Annotated in this window: 13 protein-coding genes and 1 riboswitch; of the genes, 7 read left to right on the top strand and 6 right to left on the bottom strand. The window is 62.3% G+C overall.

Annotation, left to right across the window (positions count from 1 at the left end; all coding sequences use genetic code 11):
- Window positions 1–33: 33 nt before the first annotated feature.
- Window positions 34–915, bottom strand: coding sequence for an alpha/beta hydrolase family protein (locus NET03_RS08065; RefSeq protein WP_252128399.1), 882 nt, complete (start codon window positions 913–915; stop codon window positions 34–36).
- Window positions 916–1,142: 227 nt separating this feature from the next.
- Complete coding sequence (locus NET03_RS08070; RefSeq protein WP_252128400.1) at window positions 1,143–1,916, bottom strand: YceI family protein; 774 nt, start codon at window positions 1,914–1,916, stop codon at window positions 1,143–1,145.
- 174 nt (window positions 1,917–2,090) lie between these two features.
- Between NET03_RS08070 and NET03_RS08075 the strand changes: the two genes are divergently transcribed.
- From NET03_RS08075 to NET03_RS08090, 4 genes are all read left to right on the top strand, one after another.
- Window positions 2,091–2,768 (top strand): response regulator transcription factor, encoded by a 678-nt coding sequence (locus NET03_RS08075; RefSeq protein ID WP_252128401.1) that lies wholly within the window; start codon window positions 2,091–2,093, stop codon window positions 2,766–2,768.
- Between the two features lie 3 nt (window positions 2,769–2,771).
- Entirely contained in the window at window positions 2,772–4,217 is a 1,446-nt protein-coding gene (locus tag NET03_RS08080) for a sensor histidine kinase (RefSeq protein ID WP_252128402.1), read from the top strand.
- Window positions 4,218–4,342: 125 nt separating this feature from the next.
- Window positions 4,343–5,512, top strand: coding sequence for a S1C family serine protease (locus NET03_RS08085; protein ID WP_252128403.1), 1,170 nt, complete (start codon window positions 4,343–4,345; stop codon window positions 5,510–5,512).
- A 102-nt stretch (window positions 5,513–5,614) separates the two neighbouring features.
- Window positions 5,615–6,619 (top strand): sigma-70 family RNA polymerase sigma factor, encoded by a 1,005-nt coding sequence (locus tag NET03_RS08090; protein ID WP_252128404.1) that lies wholly within the window; start codon window positions 5,615–5,617, stop codon window positions 6,617–6,619.
- A gap of 63 nt (window positions 6,620–6,682) precedes the next feature.
- Here NET03_RS08090 and NET03_RS08095 read toward each other — a convergent pair whose 3' ends face one another.
- The 4 genes from NET03_RS08095 to NET03_RS08110 form a co-directional block, all read right to left on the bottom strand.
- Window positions 6,683–7,507, bottom strand: coding sequence for an energy-coupling factor ABC transporter ATP-binding protein (locus tag NET03_RS08095; protein ID WP_252128405.1), 825 nt, complete (start codon window positions 7,505–7,507; stop codon window positions 6,683–6,685).
- Window positions 7,504–8,325 (bottom strand): cobalt ECF transporter T component CbiQ, encoded by an 822-nt coding sequence (cbiQ, locus tag NET03_RS08100; RefSeq protein WP_252128406.1) that lies wholly within the window; start codon window positions 8,323–8,325, stop codon window positions 7,504–7,506. The genes NET03_RS08095 and cbiQ overlap by 4 nt, the downstream gene beginning before the upstream one ends.
- Window positions 8,326–8,336: 11 nt before the next feature.
- Window positions 8,337–9,377, bottom strand: a complete 1,041-nt coding sequence (gene cbiM, locus NET03_RS08105; RefSeq protein WP_252128407.1) for a cobalt transporter CbiM — start codon at window positions 9,375–9,377, stop codon at window positions 8,337–8,339.
- Between the two features lie 279 nt (window positions 9,378–9,656).
- Window positions 9,657–10,580: a proline dehydrogenase family protein gene (locus tag NET03_RS08110; RefSeq protein WP_252128408.1), complete on the bottom strand. Its 924-nt coding sequence runs from the start codon at window positions 10,578–10,580 to the stop codon at window positions 9,657–9,659.
- 74 nt (window positions 10,581–10,654) lie between these two features.
- Here NET03_RS08110 and NET03_RS08115 point away from each other — a divergent pair, with 74 nt between their 5' ends.
- The 3 genes from NET03_RS08115 (at window position 10,655) to NET03_RS08125 (ending at window position 15,673) form a co-directional block, all read left to right on the top strand.
- Entirely contained in the window at window positions 10,655–11,950 is a 1,296-nt protein-coding gene (locus NET03_RS08115) for an HD domain-containing protein (RefSeq protein ID WP_252128409.1), read from the top strand.
- A 1,364-nt stretch (window positions 11,951–13,314) separates the two neighbouring features.
- Window positions 13,315–14,826, top strand: a complete 1,512-nt coding sequence (locus tag NET03_RS08120) for a hypothetical protein (RefSeq protein ID WP_252128410.1) — start codon at window positions 13,315–13,317, stop codon at window positions 14,824–14,826.
- A 436-nt stretch (window positions 14,827–15,262) separates the two neighbouring features.
- Window positions 15,263–15,673: a hypothetical protein gene (locus NET03_RS08125; RefSeq protein WP_252128411.1), complete on the top strand. Its 411-nt coding sequence runs from the start codon at window positions 15,263–15,265 to the stop codon at window positions 15,671–15,673.
- Between the two features lie 297 nt (window positions 15,674–15,970).
- A riboswitch (cyclic di-GMP riboswitch) is annotated at window positions 15,971–16,056 on the top strand.
- The last annotated feature ends 23 nt before the right edge of the window (window positions 16,057–16,079 follow it).

Consider the following 16,079-nt stretch of genomic DNA (forward strand, 5'->3'; position numbering starts at 1 on the left):
CCTTGGTGACACTGCCAGTATACCGAAGGCGCGTCAGTCTGAGCGGAGGGTGCGGTCGTAGAATGCGGTCACGCGGTCCATGAAGAGTCGCCAGGCGGGGGGAGAGAAGGCATGTCCCTCGCCGGGATACTCGAAGTACTCGACCGACTTTCCCGCAAGTTGGAGGCTATCACGGATCGTGCGTGACCATTCTGGTGGCGTCACGGTGTCAGCAGTGCCAATGTGGATTTGGACAGGACAGGAAACGAAGTGAAAGTGGAAGAGCGGTGACGTGGCGCGAAGAAAGGTTTCATCCTCGGCGACCGCTTGGTAAAGCGAGTGAAGGGGGTCATTGGGCTGCACACCGGCACCCCACTTGCGTATGTTATCGAGATCCCAGCCGGAGACTGGAGCGTAGAGGACAGCAGCGCGGATCCGCTGGTCAATGCAAACTGCCTTGGCTACCAAGCCACCACCCATACTGTGCCCCCACAGACCAATCCGTGCGGGGTCGGCTTGTGGCAGCGAGGGGAGCGAGCTGATGAGATTCAGGGTGTCGATGACGATACCCGTCCGAAAGTAATTTGGGCCAGGATCGGACGCGCCCCAGCCACGGAGGTCGGGGGCGAGACAGAGGAACCCTCGACGGGCGAGATGGTCAGCTGCAACGATGGTGTCGGCGCCGGTCCAGTACTGCTCAGGAGGAATATAGCCATGGCAGAGGATAACAACGGGAAACGGACCGTCGCCGCGGGGGAGGTGGAGTCCACCACTGATGCGCAGCCCGTCGCTTAGATAGCGAATATAGGCAAAGGTGTAGGCCTCGGTTTCAGCGACGATGCGGATGATCTCAAGAGGGCCGCCAGGATAAGACCGGGCACGTAACCCTTCGATCGTATAGGCGGCGAGCGGATGCGGGGTTGGAGTCGGGGCCAAGGTTGGGGTGGGCGAGGAGACTGGTGTTGGGGTGGGACGAGAAGGAGTTGGCGAAGCAGTTGGAGAGGGCCGGGGTTCGGCTGTTCCCGTAGACCCCGGCCCGAGAGAGGAGGTGGGAGAGGGCAGGCTGGACGTTTGCGGAGGACTGGCTCGGCTGCGGCACGCGACCGCGAGCCCGAGGCTGGTGAGGAGGAAGTGCCGTCTCGTGAGGTGGAAGCGGCCTCTCCTCATGGCGCTGGCTCCAGAGTGAAGTCCAACTCCAGCGTGATGGTGTCTTCAAGACTCAGCACAATCGGCACGCGTGGTGGAGTCATCGCAAAGTCTTGGAAGGTCACCTGGGTTATCGCTGTCCCGGTAATGCGCGTGCCGTCAAACGATGCTTGGACGTTCCAGGTGACCGGCTTAGTCACGCCGTGGACTGTCAAATTTCCCACAAGTTGGAAGGATGCTTGGCCGTTCGTTGGCAATGGCCAAGGTAACCCCTGAACCTCGGTTGGTTGGAAGTCGGCGGTGGGATACTTCGCCACTTCTAAGGTGTTTTGTTTGATGTAGTTATCACGGCGGGTCTCGTCGCTCCGTAGCGTTGTCAAATCCACTGTAAAGCGTGAGCGCTGAGAATCGATTTTGCCGTCAGCGGTGAGAGCAATCTGGCCCTCGATGGCCTGGGTCCGGCCGACGGCATCATTCGGAAGTGAGCGTCCGAGAAGTTGCTCACGAGCCCGGTAGCGGGCCTCGCTTTGCTGAGGCACGATGTGGAAGATCTTGTGAGCTCCGGTTGGGGTGATTATAGAGGTTGGAACCACTTGCGTTGTCTCTTGGGCGACAGGAGTTGCAGTTGCCGTTGGGGTGCTCGCCAAGGAAACTGTGGGCGTCGGCATAGCCGCAGGAGTGACGCGAGGTGTTGCGGTTGGGGTGATGGTCGCACCCGCTCCACAGGCCGTGATGGTGAGTGAGGCGAGCACCAGAAGTGTGAGCTGGCTTCGGATTGTGATTGCGAGCATTCGGCTCTTCCCTCTCCCCGCCTCTTGCTCCTGGTTCTGATTCGAGCCTAACGCAGAAGGCTGAGAACGGGACAAGAGATCGGTGAGAAGTTGCTAAGAGTGACTTCCGTCAACAGAGTGACGTGGTAGGATGGCCGCAGAATCGGGTGCAAGCCTGCGCTCGGGGGCCGAGGCATGGTGCACGTCCTGGTGGTTGATGACGATACTCGGCTGGTTGAGATGCTGCGTCGGACGCTTGCTTACGAAGGCTTTACGGTGAGCGTGGCGCAGTCGGGTGATGAGGCGTTGCGTCTTGTGACGGAGCGACGGCCGGATCTCGTGGTGCTTGACTGGCTGCTGCCGGGATTGGATGGTCTCGCGGTCGTGCAGCGGTTACGGGCCGCAGGTGACGGAACACCGATTCTCATGCTGACAGCGAAGGATGCGGTGGAAGACCGGGTCTTGGGGCTTGACAGTGGTGCGGATGACTACCTGGTGAAACCGTTTGCTCCGGCGGAGTTATTGGCGCGGATTCGGGCGCTCTTGCGGCGCGTGGAGCCAGCAAGCGACGAGAAGCCGCTGGTGTTCGCAGACTTGGTGCTTGATCCGGTGACGCGAGAGACCCGTCGAGGTGAGCGGACATTCCGCTTGAGCCCGCGAGAATTCGACCTCCTGTATTACTTGATGCGACATCCGCGCCGGGTACTGACGCGGCGGCAGATTCTGCTGGCTGTGTGGGGGCACGACTTCGACGGATATGACAGTGTCTTGGACGTCTACATTGGCTACTTGCGGCAGAAGCTCGAGGCTGGCGGTGAGCCGCGGTTGATCCAAACGGTGCGTGGGGTCGGCTATGTGCTGCGGGAGCCATGAGCGATGTCGATCCGGCTGCGCCTGACTTTGCTTTACAGTGGGATCCTGGCCTGCACGCTAATCATCTTCAGTGTTGTGCTCTATGTCCTGGTGGCACGGTTTACGCTGAACTGGCAGGAGCAAGCGCTTGCTGAGGAATCGGCCCAGATCCTCACGCAAGGTGAGTTTCGCTTGACCGTCATCCGCACTCCACAGGGGAAAATTGCGATCCCACAAACCTTTGTTCAAACACGGGATCTCTCTGGTCAGGTCGTCTCACGGTCAATTAACCTCAACGGGTACGAGCTTCCGTTGAGCCCGAAAGGCTTTGCAGCACTCCGTGATGGTGAGGCGAATGGTTGGCTGGAAATTGTCCGGACGGAAAACGGGCGGTTGCTGATCTACAGCCGAGCCGTAATTTCAAATGGTCAGCCAGTTGGGATCTTACAGGTCGCGCGGTCGCTGGCGGATTTGGACCAGGCGCTGGCAACGCTCCGTCAGTACCTGATCGTCGGGACACTGGTCTCCACTATTACGGCCTTCTTTGGCGGATGGGTCTTGGCGGGAGCGAGCCTACGGCCGATTAATCGAATTACCCAGACGGCGCGAGAGATTGGCCGAGCACGCGACTTCGGGCGGCGTGTGGAGTATGAGGGGCCGAATGATGAGATTGGGGCACTGGTGACGACGCTGAACGAGATGCTGACCGAACTGCAGGCGGCGTACCAGCAGGTGGAACAGGCACTTGTGGCGCAGCGACGGTTCGTTGCGGACGCCTCGCACGAGCTGCGAACACCGCTGACGACGTTACGTGGCAACGTGGAACTCTTGCAGCGTGAGCCACCGTTACCAGAGGAGGAACGCCGAGCAATCCTTGCGGACATCACCGCGGAGTTAGACCGGATGATCCGACTGGTACGCGAGCTCCTGACGCTTGCGCGGGTGGATGCTGGGCTGCAGCCGCGGCTGGAACCGGTGGAGTTGGGAGTACTGTTGGAGGAGGCAGTACGGCAAGCGCAGCTCTTGCGCCCTCGTCCAGTGGTCCGGGCACGCGTGGAGCGGGATGCGGTGGTGCGAGCGGATCGGGATCTCTTGCGGCAGGTGCTACTCATCCTGCTTGACAATGCGCTGAAGTACACTCCTGAAAACGGCGATGTTGAAGTCACAACGGTGATCGAAGGGAAGCGGGCGGGAATTACGGTGCGTGACACAGGGGTGGGGATCGATCCGGCGATCCTGCCGCACATCTTTGAGCGCTTCTTCCGCGGTGACACCGCGCGCAGTGGAGAAGGGACAGGGCTCGGGCTCGCCATTGCGAAGTCCTTGGTCGAGGCGATGCACGGTGAGATCCGAGTGACCAGCCGGCCGGGCGTGGGAAGCGCATTCACGGTTCTCCTGCCGTTGGAGGCAGAGTTGCCGGCTGGCGACGTTGCGGAGCGAACAGTACCCGCGCTCGTTGGGCTCGAGTGAGATTCGGCGGCGTTTCTCAGCAGATTCTCAGCAAACTCTTGAGGCGCTCTGAAGGACAGCCGCTAGGCTAAGAGTCGCGACCGCAGCATCGCGGCTGCCAGAGTATCGCGACAGGAGGTGACGGCATGCAGGAAGGATCGGTCGGGCAGCGCCACGGCGGGCGTGGGTTGCTCGTCCTGTTGGTGGTGGTCGGGTTTCTGGTGGCTGGTCTGGTCGGTGGGCTTGCTGGAGCGAGCCTGGTACGGGAGGGCGAAGCTTCCGCAGCGACACCGACGATTGCCGCAAGTACAACGTCGCCGGCATCACGGGTCCAGCCGGTGGCTGAGACCGAGGCGACAACCCCGGCTGGGGAGGTGTACCAGCGTTACGGCAAAGCAGTCGTGGACGTGATCGCCCGTGCATCGGGTGGATTCTTTGACGAGCAGGGTAGTGGTTCAGGTGTGGTTGTTGATCCGAGCGGGCTGATCGTAACCGCGGCGCATGTGGTGTCGGGGGCACCGAGTGTCCAGGTGCAATTCGCGACTGGTGACCGGCTGAGCGCACGGGTGCTGGGAACGGATCAGGCGAACGATCTGGCGTTATTGAAGGTTGACCGGCTGCCTGATGGCATTCCGGTTGCGCCGCTGGGTGACTCTGACACGGTGCAAGTGGGTGATCTCGTGATCGCGATCGGTTCACCGTTCGGCCTTTCTGGGACAGTAACGCAGGGGATTGTGAGCGCGGTCAACCGAAGCTGGAACCCGCCTGGGGATCGACTGCGGACGGGGTTGATTCAGACGGACGCGCCGATTAATCCAGGAAACAGCGGGGGACCGCTCTTCAATGCAAAAGGCGAAGTAATCGGGATTGCGACGATGATCGAAAGCCCGATCCGCGGCAATGTGGGGATTGGGTTTGCGGTGCCGAGCAACACGGTGAAGCGGGTTCTCCCGCAGCTCGAAGGCGGTGCACAACTCCAACCAGCTTGGCTTGGGATCAGTGGTACTGATCTGGATGCGGCGACAGCACAGCGATTTGGCCTCAGCATCCAGCAGGGAGTGATTGTGCTGAACGTCGTATCTGGGAGCCCGGCGGAGCGTGCCGGGTTGCGTCCGGCGCAGATTCGCGGCAACGACATTGCAGCACTCGGCGACGTGATCGTGGCGTTGGACGGGCAACCGGTGCAGGGGATGCAGGATCTGGCAGGGCGGATCGGTGCGCATCAGCCGGGCGAGACCGTTGAGTTGACCGTCTTGCGCAATGGGCAACAGGAGACCGTCCGCGTCACGCTCGGCTCGTGGCCACAGCAAGGCTAAGTTGACAGCCTGATGGGTGGTGTGCTAGTATATGTAGGTTTCGAAACGACGTCGTGCGGTGTCCGTACGACGCGTCCGAACGACGGAGGTAGATGGATACCCATGACGGAGCGAGAACTGCAGGAACTGTTGGAACTGGAAGAGCTTGTCGCTGCTGAGGGGTTGGAAGAGGTCGAGGAGTTTGAGGAGATCGAGGAGACTGACGACCTCATTGACCAGGCAGCGAATGATGCGGTCTACCGGTACTTCCGGGAGGTCGGTGGCCATCGGCTCCTGACGCACCAGGAAGAGATTGAGTACTCACGGGCTGTGCGGGCAGGGCTGGCGGCACGCAAGCGGATCGAGGCGGGAGAGGACACGCCAGAGTTGCGCGAGCTGGTCCGGAAGGGGATGGAGGCGCGCGAGACCCTCATTCGGCACAATTTGCGCCTGGTGGTTTCGATCGCCAAGCGTTACCGCTCGAGTGAGCTGCCGTTGATCGACCTGATTCAGGAGGGCAACATTGGTCTTATGACGGCTGTCGAGCGGTACGATCCAGAACTGGGCTACCGTTTCAGCACGTATGCGACGTTCTGGATTCGGCAGGCAATTGGTCGAGCGGTGGCCAATTTGAGCCGGACCATTCGGGTGCCGGTGCACATGCATGACTTGATCGCCAAGATCCGGCGTGCCGAGGCGCAGATTGAGCAGCAGAAGGGTCGGCCGGCCACGAACGAGGAGTTGGCTGAGCTTCTCGGGATCGATGTGACGCGGATTGAGCAGGCGCGGACGCAGATCCCACGCACCTCCTCGCTCGACAAGCCGATCGGCGAGGACGGTGAGAGCACGATTGGTGACCTCTTGCCGGATCCGCGCAGCGAGGACGTTGTGGAGGAGGCACTGACGAACGCGATCCGCGAGCAGATTCGGCGGAGCCTGGAGCAGCTCACGGAGCGCGAGCGAACGGTGCTCGTGATGCGGTTCGGGCTCGATGGAGAACAGCCACGGACGCTGGCCGAGATTGCCGATGCGCTGAAGATCAGCCGGGAACGTGTCCGTCAGGTTGAGAAGGAGGCGCTGGCCAAGTTGCGCAACTCCGATCTCCGGCTCCTGGCGAGTGCAGCCTAAGTACCTTGCAGAGCAATCGCAGCGACCTTTGAACGGCCGGTCTCAGGAATGAGACCGGCCTTTTTAGTCGTGCTCATGCTGATGCTCAGCATCGTGCCAGTGCGGATGCGAGTGCACGATCGGTCCGTGACGATGGAGGTGCTCGTGAATGAGGTTCGCTGCGAGGAGTAAGGTGCGGTCGGTGAGAATCAGCTCGGGCGGGCCCTCGGCGATGGGACGATGCTCGTGTTCACCGAAGACAACCACACGAGTAGCGAGTGTGGCCACAAGGTCGAGTTCGTGGGTCGCGATGATGAGTGTGCGACCACGCCGGTGAAGCTCGGTGAGGAGCTCGATCAGCTGGACTCGACTGCGCGGGTCAAGGTTTGCTGTTGGTTCATCGAGGAGGATCACCTCAGGATCCATAACCAGGACGGTGGCGAGAGCGACACGTTTCTTCTCGCCGCCGCTGAGTTCAAAGGGTGCGCGGTCTGAAAGGTGGAGGATGCCGAGTTCATCGAGCGTCGTAAACACAGCCTGGCGAATGCGCTCGCTTGGCCAACCAAGCTGGAGTGGTCCAAAGGCAACGTCATCGAAGACGGTCGGGGAGAAGAGCTGGACATCCGGCTCCTGAAAGACAAGTCCCACGCGCTGGTGGAGCCAGTACCCGAGTTCTGGATCGTCGGCCGCCCTGGTGATATCACGGCCGAAGGCGAGCACGCGACCGCTTGTCGGTCGGTAGAGTCCATCAAGGATTTTGAGGAGCGTTGACTTCCCCGATCCGTTGGGACCAAGGATGACAAGAGCCTCCCCAGCGCGGATGGTAAGGTCGACGTCCCGAAGGGCGACGATCCGATTCTGGTAGGAGTAGCTGACACCGGAGAGCTCAAATACCGTGGTGTCGTTCATAGTCGTGCCAAATCCACAAGCCAGAGTGCGGCGATGACTGCACTACCGAGTGACAGGGCTAGCCAGTCGGTCTCGGCGAGAGTCGGGGTCCGGAGCGTGCGAGGTTCACCGCGATAGCCGCGTGCGACCATGGCGAGGTAAACCTGCTCGCTCGTACGCAGGCTGCGTTGGAAGAGGACACCGAGCGTGCTGGAGAGCCAGCGGCGCTGTTCGCCGTTTGGCATCGGAGTCAGGACCCGGCTACGGCGGGCCAAAAGCAGGTCTTGTAGCAGCTCGATGAGCACGAAGACATAGCGGTACGTCATGGCGAAGACGAGCACGAAGAGGAGGGGCACGCGGAAGGTCCGGAGTGCGCGCAAGAGGTCAGCCCAGCGGGTGGTGAGGACGAGGGCCGTCGCTGCCGCGATGGAGGTAGTGACACGAAGAAACAGCGTGAGGACGCTCCAGACTCCCGTGGTCGTAACACTCGCACCGAAGGGAAGGCGGACGAGTTCCGGACCGGGGACGAGGACAAGCGCTGGTGCGGCAACGAGGAGCGTGACGAGTGGCAGTCCCAAGAGAAGCTGGATCAGGACGACAATGGGGATCCGGCTTGCCAGGAGCAATGCTCCCAGCAACCCGAGGAGTGCGACCTGCGTTGGCCAGGAACGAAGGCTCGCGGCGACGAGGATGGCGAAGCTCAGCACCACAACCTTGACGCGAGGGTCGATACGTTGGAGCAGACCCGGCCGACGAGCAAGTTGCTCAGCGTACACTGTCCGTTCAATGATCTCAGCGAGATCGAGCAAGGTTCTTTCCACAAAGCCACGTCGTGACATCTGGGACGTCCTCATGGTGTTGCAGGTGGATGATCAGCAGGGGGACGTGGCCGGAGAACGAGGCGGAGTGCAAGTATAACGGTGCTCACCAGTCCGATACCAACGATGGCTGACAGGATGTAGGCAAGTGCCTGCTGGAAGAAGCCGGCGTCTGCAGGAAGCCACGGGAAGGTGTAGTCAGGTAACGGGGCAGGCCACCAACTCTCCCAGCGGGAGAGACCAGACGGGACATAGCCGACAAGGTGCTCGAGTTCCTCGGCCGACCACTCGCCCCACGCAGCGCCAGAGGCGACCAAGCCAAGTGGTGTCAACAAAACGAGGACAGCAGCAAGGAGAAGGACGATGGCTCTTGGGCGTGGCGATGTGTTGGCTGCGGATGGCAGTGAGGGGCCGACGAGCTCAGGGGAAAGGCGGCGGACGAGGGCGAGGCCTGCCATTGTCACGATGGCTTCGGCAGCGCCAGCGATGGTCAGGTGTGGGATCAGCAGAGCGGGGACCGCGACGTCTAATCCGTAGGGGCTGTACAGCGCTCGGCCATTTTCGCTCCAGAGCAGCGGTTGGATGCCGAGTGTCAGCCCAACCAGAAGGGCCGCGACGTTGATGCCAACATAGCCCGCCAGACCAGCGGCGAGCAGACGCCGACGACTCTCGAGCGGGCTGCGACCGGCAATGAGTCGAAAGACGCCGTAACCGACAAGCGGCATGGCAACAGCGAGGATGAAACAGTTGGCACCGATGGCGAGGATTCCACCATCGCCGAAAAAGAGAGCCTGAACGATGAGCGCAACCGAGGTGGCGACGACGGCAGCCCAGGGACCAAGCACAATTGCCGCCAGCACGCTCCCGACGGCATGTGCAGTAGTCCCGCCGGGGACGGGGACATTGAACATCATCACGACGAAGACGAAAGCGGAGAAGAGAGCGAGCGCGGGAACGGTGCGCCCAGCCAACTGGCTCCGAAGGCGTTGCGTGGAAATATGCCAGAAGGGCAACGTCGCACCATAGTAGGCGAGCGCTGTTGCAGGACTGATGTAGCCATCAGGAATGTGCATGGTTTAGAGCTCCTGTGTCGTCCGCAAACCTCGATCACTTTCCGACACTCGGAAGTATGCCAGCTACGTCAGTGGAAATTCGAGGTTCGGGTTCGGTATCTGGGCCGCAGAGCGCGTTCTGCGACGCCAACCACTGCTCGTTGCTGGCCGCGGTTTGGGTGTGGGGGCGATCAGGAGCGGTTCTGTAGTGCAGGTGGATCAGACGCCCCGAAATGGGTGTTTTGCGGCGTGGGTGGTAGCAATGACCCATGGCGTAGATCGAAGGGACCCTTGCTGACCTTACGCGGGCCGCAGCACCTGTCGCAACACGAAGAGTAGGTTGGCGGGCCGTTCGGCGAGGCGACGGGTGAAGTACGGGTACCAGTGTTGCCCAAAGGGGACATAAATCCGCACCGGCTCTCCTGCGCGCTGGAGTTCCTCCTGGAGGTCACGGCGTACCCCGTAGAGCATCTGGAACTCGTACTTCTCTGGGCCAACGCCGATGCGGCGGGCGAAGCCGCGGGCGACGCGCAGAATTGCCTCGTCGTGGGTGGCGATGGCGACGAACTGCCCATATTCAAGGAGCGCCTCCAGATGGCGCCGGTAGGCTGCATCGACCGCCGCCTTCGTGGGATAGGCAACCGTGGAGGGCTCAGCGTAGGCTCCTTTCACCAATCGCACGCGCCAGCCACGCTCGATGGCAGTCTCAACGTCCCGCTCACTCCGATAGAGATAGGCCTGAAGTGCGATCTGGAGGTGATCCCCATAGATCTGGTGGAGGTCGGCGAAAAGCTCAAGGGTCGGACGCGTGGTGGAGGAGTCTTCCATGTCGACCTCAACGCGGCCGCCGAGTCGTTGGGCCAGGCGGGCCAAGCGCTCAAGATTCAAGTGAGCCAGGGTGGGATCGATGCGAAGACCGAGGTGCGTCGGTTTGACAGAGATGGTCGCGTCAAGTCCGCAGCGAGCGATCGTCTGCAAGAGTTCAGCGTACGCTTCGGTGACAGCGGCTGCTTCGGTGGGGGCGGTGACGTCCTCACCGAGAAGATCAAGCGTTGTGGCAAAGCCCCGGCTGGCCAGTGCCTGCGCCAGAGCGAGTGCCTCCTCCAGGCTCTCGCCAGCGACAAAGCGAGCGACGAGCGGTGCCATCAGTGGAGACTTCCGCACGAGACGCTCGACCCACGGCTGACGCGCGACGGTCAAGACGAGCGACCGGTACAGCGACATTGTCTTCCTCCACTCCCATCCCGCGTCCGACCCGCAGCGCAGTGTAGCATCGTCCTCGAGACGAGGAGCGGAGGATGGACTGTAAGGAACGCTACGTCACGATCGTGCGTGACAGTCTGTATGACCGGATTCCGCTGACGGCGGCTGAGGTGGCGCTGATCAGCACGCCGACCTTCCAGCGGCTCGATCGCATCCAGCAGCTCGGCTTTGTGAGCAAGATCTGGCCAGGAGCGAAGCATACCCGTTACGAGCATTCGCTCGGTGTCCTGCATCTGATGCGTCAAGCTCTGGCCACACTGCGCCAGCATGGTGCGACAGTTATCGACGAGACGGCTTGGCGTACAGCGCTTGCGGCAGCGCTCCTGCACGACGTTGGGCACTATCCGTTCAGCCACGCGATCGAGGAGCTTGGGCCGCCAGTACTGCCGCATGAGGAAGCGGGGCGGCGGTTGATCGAAGGGAGTGAGCTGGCTGAAGTATTGGAGCGGGAGTGGGGAGTCGATCCAGGCCGTGTGGCGAACCTGATTGCGCCGCGCGGAGGAGGTGAGCCCGCTGACCGGCTACTGCGTGGACTCCTGAGCGGGGCACTCGACGTGGACAAGCTGGACTATCTCCCGCGCGATGCGCGGCACTGCAACGTACCATACGGTGGTGTCGATACGCCGCGGCTGCTCGATGCCCTGCGGGTCGCTGAAGTACACGGTGTGCCGCGGATCGTGGTGACGGCGAAGGGGGTAAGTCCCCTGCACTCGTTGATCAACGCGCGGCAAGAAATGTTCGACAACGTGTACTGGCATCATGCCAACCGGGCAGCGATGGCGATGTTGCAGCGGGCAGTCCAGGACGCGTTACTGGCGGGAGCGATCCAGGCCGAAGAACTCTTGCGGCATGACGACGCCTCGCTCCTGGCGCGGCTGGCCGAGCCAAGGATGCCCGAGAGTACGCGGCAGCTGGTGCAACGCCTGCGTGACCGGGTCCTGCACAAGCGGGCACTTGAGGTGAGTGCCCGGGCGCCGGACCTGTACCGATACTTGAACAGTCTGTATGGGCAGCCAGCAGCGCGGCGAGCACTGGAGTGCCGACTCGCGCAGCAGCTTGCTGACCTCCTTGGAGAGCCGGTGGCAGACTGGGAAATACTGCTGGCGATCCCAAAGCCGGAAAAATGGAGCACCGATGTGTGGGTACTGTTCGAGCGGCCACCGCTTGGCTTTCAGCAACTCATGCCGTGGCAGGACGTTGTCGGAATGACCGATGCTGACTTCGCGCGGTTCGAGGACCACCGACGCTTGATCCGGATTGTCACAACGGCACGCCTCAGGGACGCGGTGGCTGCACATTGGCCGCGGCTGCTGCTACCGTTGCTCGGGTGAGCGAGGTAGCGACGAAGGTGTGTCGTTGTGGCTGGATGGAGGCTTCCGGTGGGGCTGAGCGACGTCCAGGCACGTCATGGCAAAGATACGTTCAGTTTGGGCCCGGTGATGCGCAGAGGTCTCTGGTGCAGTGATTCGTCGTTTGACTTGGTCGTCCGTGATCGCCTCTTTGCACCCAGATGGAGGAATCATCAGGGACAGAGTGCGAGGGAGGCTGGGCGCTTGCGCGATGTGGTCGGTCCTCTTCGTTGAGCGGTAGCACGGGGCGGGAACAGGGCATTCGTCCTCGTGTGCCAGTGCGGCACTCGCTGGGCAGACCGTTGGCGAAGAGACGATGGCCGACGTCATGCTCTGAGAACAGGGCGGCGCGCAGCCGGCTGGCAGCCGCAGTGCTGCTCGGAATGCGGCTTGAAACTGAGCGTGGTATCAAGCGTGCATTCAGCCCGCCGTGGCAGGTGGGAAGGTGAGAAGGACAGGGTCAGTGACCCGGCGGAGCTGAGAGGTGCAATCCGAGCAAGAGCAGCGCACCGCCGAGCAGAGCGAGCGAGACGAGACTTGCGGCGACAGACAGGGTGCCAGCGCCCGTGCGTGGTGCGACCTGCGAGCGTTGGAGTGAGGATTCGGTGGAATCACTCGAGCGCTCGGGTGTAACGGACGCTGGTTGCTCGGTCGTGAGGGTACCGGAGGGCCATGGTGAAGACGGTGCTGAAGACGTTTGGTGGGTCTGACTCCCGTCGCCTGGTGACGGAGATGTGGCTGTGACCGGTGACGTTGTTGGCACGGGCGTGGGCGAGGCGTCGCTGGGCTGCGGCGTAGGATCATCAGGGACCGGCGTGTTGTCTGGCTCAGGGCTGCCGCCGGGGTATATTGACTGGTCGGCGGTCGACGAAGCGGTCGGAGCGAGTTCGGTGAGAGTGGCAGATGCTGTGGCGGTTGGATCGGCGATCTGTGTCGCGGGCCGATACTCTGTGATTCCAGCGTCACCGGCGACGCCTGCGGCAGCGAGCTGGAGTGCCATTGCAGCAGTCAACAGAGCGATGAACCAGCGGGCGGAGCGCACGGCGATCACTCCCTTCCTGGCTCGGACACCGCGAGGAGTGTCCGGACATGCGTACGGACGCGAGTATATTGCAGGGGGCGAAGCGAGGCAAGGGTCTGTGCGGCAGAGGCCAAGGTCCCAGGGCGGATAGGGACACCACTTGTGTGGTGGGCCACTGCTCTCGAGCTAGGACGCGTAAGATGCTTGCGTGTCTAGTGGCGTCGGAGATGCAGCATTGGGGTGGATCTTTGGCGCTCGATCGGCGGCCCGAAGGAGCGAGCCGGGCGATTTTCCACGGGTCAGCGCGCATGCTGAAGACGAGGTGATGCGCAAACACTGGTGGGAGGACGACAGACCGGCAGTGGACGATCAGCGGGATCGGCGCTGGCTTGCGGTGGTGCTGGTGGCGAGTGCCCTGGTATGGGTGCTGATCGGCGCGCGGTACCTCGTGCGGTTGCAGCCGTTGACCGGTGATGAGCCGTATTACGTGGTGACGGCGATCAGCCTGCTTGAGGATCGGGATCTCGACGAGGCGAATCAGTATGCTGAGCGGGTCTGGTTGCGCTTCTACCCGCCGGAACAGTTACCCGCTGGCTGGCAGGGCTGGCCGAGCTTTCCGTGGCAGCTGCCACCGCACGCTGCACACGCGGTGCGACCAGGCCTGTATAGCAAGCATGGGCTCGGCCTTGCGCTGCTCATTGCACTCCCTTGGGCGATCGCTGGGCGAGTGGGAGCAATGGCGGTGGTCGGGCTGTGCGGAATTCTGCTCGTCGGGCAGTTGTTCCGCCTGGCGCGGGACGTCGGTGCCGCGCCGCGGCTGGCGGCAGCGCTGGCACTGGGACTTGGTCTGACGATGCCGATCGGTCCCTATGCGCTCCTGCTCTTTCCGGAAGTGCCGGCGGCGCTCTGCTTGGTGTATGCGGTGCGACGACTTGCTGATCGGGAGAACCGCTGGTGGCAGTGGGTCTTGACTGGAGCAGCGATCGGTTTCCTTCCCTGGCTCCATCAGCGGTTCGTTTTCAGCGCGGCAGTGCTGGGGGCGGTCGCGCTTGGGCGTCTTTGGGCAGCGCGCTGGAGACGCGGGACGGGACCGGACTGGCGGGGAGCACTGGCAACGGTTGGGCTGGCGTTGGTCGGGGGAGCTGGGATCGTTGCATACAACCTTTGGCTTTACGGTCAGCCATACCAAAATACCGCTGATCACGCGGGATTCAGCGGGCTCAAAGGTACAGTGAACGGGATCGCAGGATTACTGCTGGACGCGCAGTGGGGGCTGGTGATCGCTGCGCCGGTGTATCTTGCGGCCATCGCGGCCCTACCGCTCTGGTGGACGCATGCGCGTCGCTTGTTCGCCCTTGCTGCGACTGCCGTTACACCCTACCTTTTGCTCGTGGCCGCATACCGCGTCTGGTGGGGTGAGTGGGGACCACCGGCCCGGTATCTGGTGCCGGTAGCTGGTCTGGCGGTTGTGCCACTGGCGAGCTGGCTGACAGGAGCGCGCTGGTGGGAGCGGCTGCTCGCCTGGATCCTGTGGGGCTGGGGAGCGGTTCTGAGCGTGATCGGTTACCTCGATCCGCAGCGGTTCTATCACCATCCGGACGGGATGAACAAACTGTATGCTACGCTGGACAGGTGGGTTGGCATTCCGGTTGCAGAGTTTTTAGTGCCGTTTCAGCCGTTCGCAGCGGCGCCGGTGGCGACACGGCTGTGGGCGAGTGCAGCACTGTGCCTGGCTATAGCTGGGCTGATAGCGGTGATGGCTCGGACGCGACAGTGGCGGGGGCCCGGGGGAGGCTCGGGGGTGCGAGCGGCTAAGACTACGTCGCGGCAGGAGTGATGTAACCGAGTCAGGTGGCAGTGCGTCTGCCGCGGCCGGTGAACGTGCGGGCGATTTGGGGCCGGCAGGCTGACTGTTGGCTCTTTGATGGAAATGTACCAGCAAGGACTTCGCGGAACAGGGTGTGGCCGAGTCGTCCTCGTGCCGATGTTGAGCGGCGGCAGGTGGGTGGGGGCATGGTCTTGTGCAACGGAAGCCGGGTGTGGGGACTGGTCAGGCGGTTGGCCCGAACTCTCCGTCACGGGTGCCGGTTTTCGGTCGGCAAACAGCGGTGCGGAGATTCAACGTGCTGCAACGAGAGGGGACCGGAGACAAGCGTGGAGATCATGCCTCGGCTGTAGGGTGGGTGCGTTTGTCGAGCAGTTGCGGTGCGTCCGACGTACACGCTGTATCGTGAACCAGCTAGAATCGCGGGAAAGGACAGGGACGGTGGGCGATGGTGCAGTGGTGGCGCGGAAAGTCGTTCCAACCGAAAGAGAAAGTCACTGAGGCGCGGATGCCTGGTGCGTGGATCGTGACCATACGTTCAGTGCCATTACGGTATGACGAACTGCGGCGGGTCGTGGAGTCGACTGGTGAGGCGCGGGTCTACTTCGGGGAGGCGCTGGCGTACCTCAAGGGCGAAGCGGTAGCGCTGTTGCGCATTGAGGCGACCGGTTTTGGCTGGCTTGAAGCGCTGCATGGCTGGTGGCAGCAGGCGCAAAAGCGTGATGGTATCGCTTTTGACGTGCGCTTCTACATCCGCGACCGGGAGTTTGTGGGAAGCTTCCAACGGGATCGGGTAGAGGCGCTTGTCCAGCGGTTGCGCGAGCGGGCACCACGGGTGAGTGCGTCGACTGCGGCGTGAGGTGGAGCGCGAACTGGAAGCGGCGGCGCAGCTGTGTGCCGGCTGTGGGGTGAGCCGTCGGCGTCTCTGATGGTGAGGCTGCGTTTCGAGAGGCAAAGCATACGGCTCGCGGAGCGGCTTGCAGTCTGGACAGGACACATGTGACGAAGCCAAAGCGGTGTCAAGGCTGTGTCCAGCTTGTAGTCTGGACGTAGCCAAAATCGGTACTTTCGTCCCTTGCCAATACTCACCCGAATGGTTATACTGAAGCTAAGACGAATGGGATTTTGGTCCCAGGCCATTCGTCCGACTGAGATCGGAAAGCCCGGAGGCAAAGAAGCGCTGCCCGTTGTGTGGGCGCCAGGGGCAGCGTGGAGCCAGTGGCGCACCCGGCCGGGAGTTGATCGGCCGGGTGCGTGCGTTTTGG

Source organism: Thermomicrobium sp. CFH 73360 (genome assembly GCF_023806465.1).
GTDB lineage: Bacteria > Chloroflexota > Chloroflexia > Thermomicrobiales > Thermomicrobiaceae > Thermomicrobium.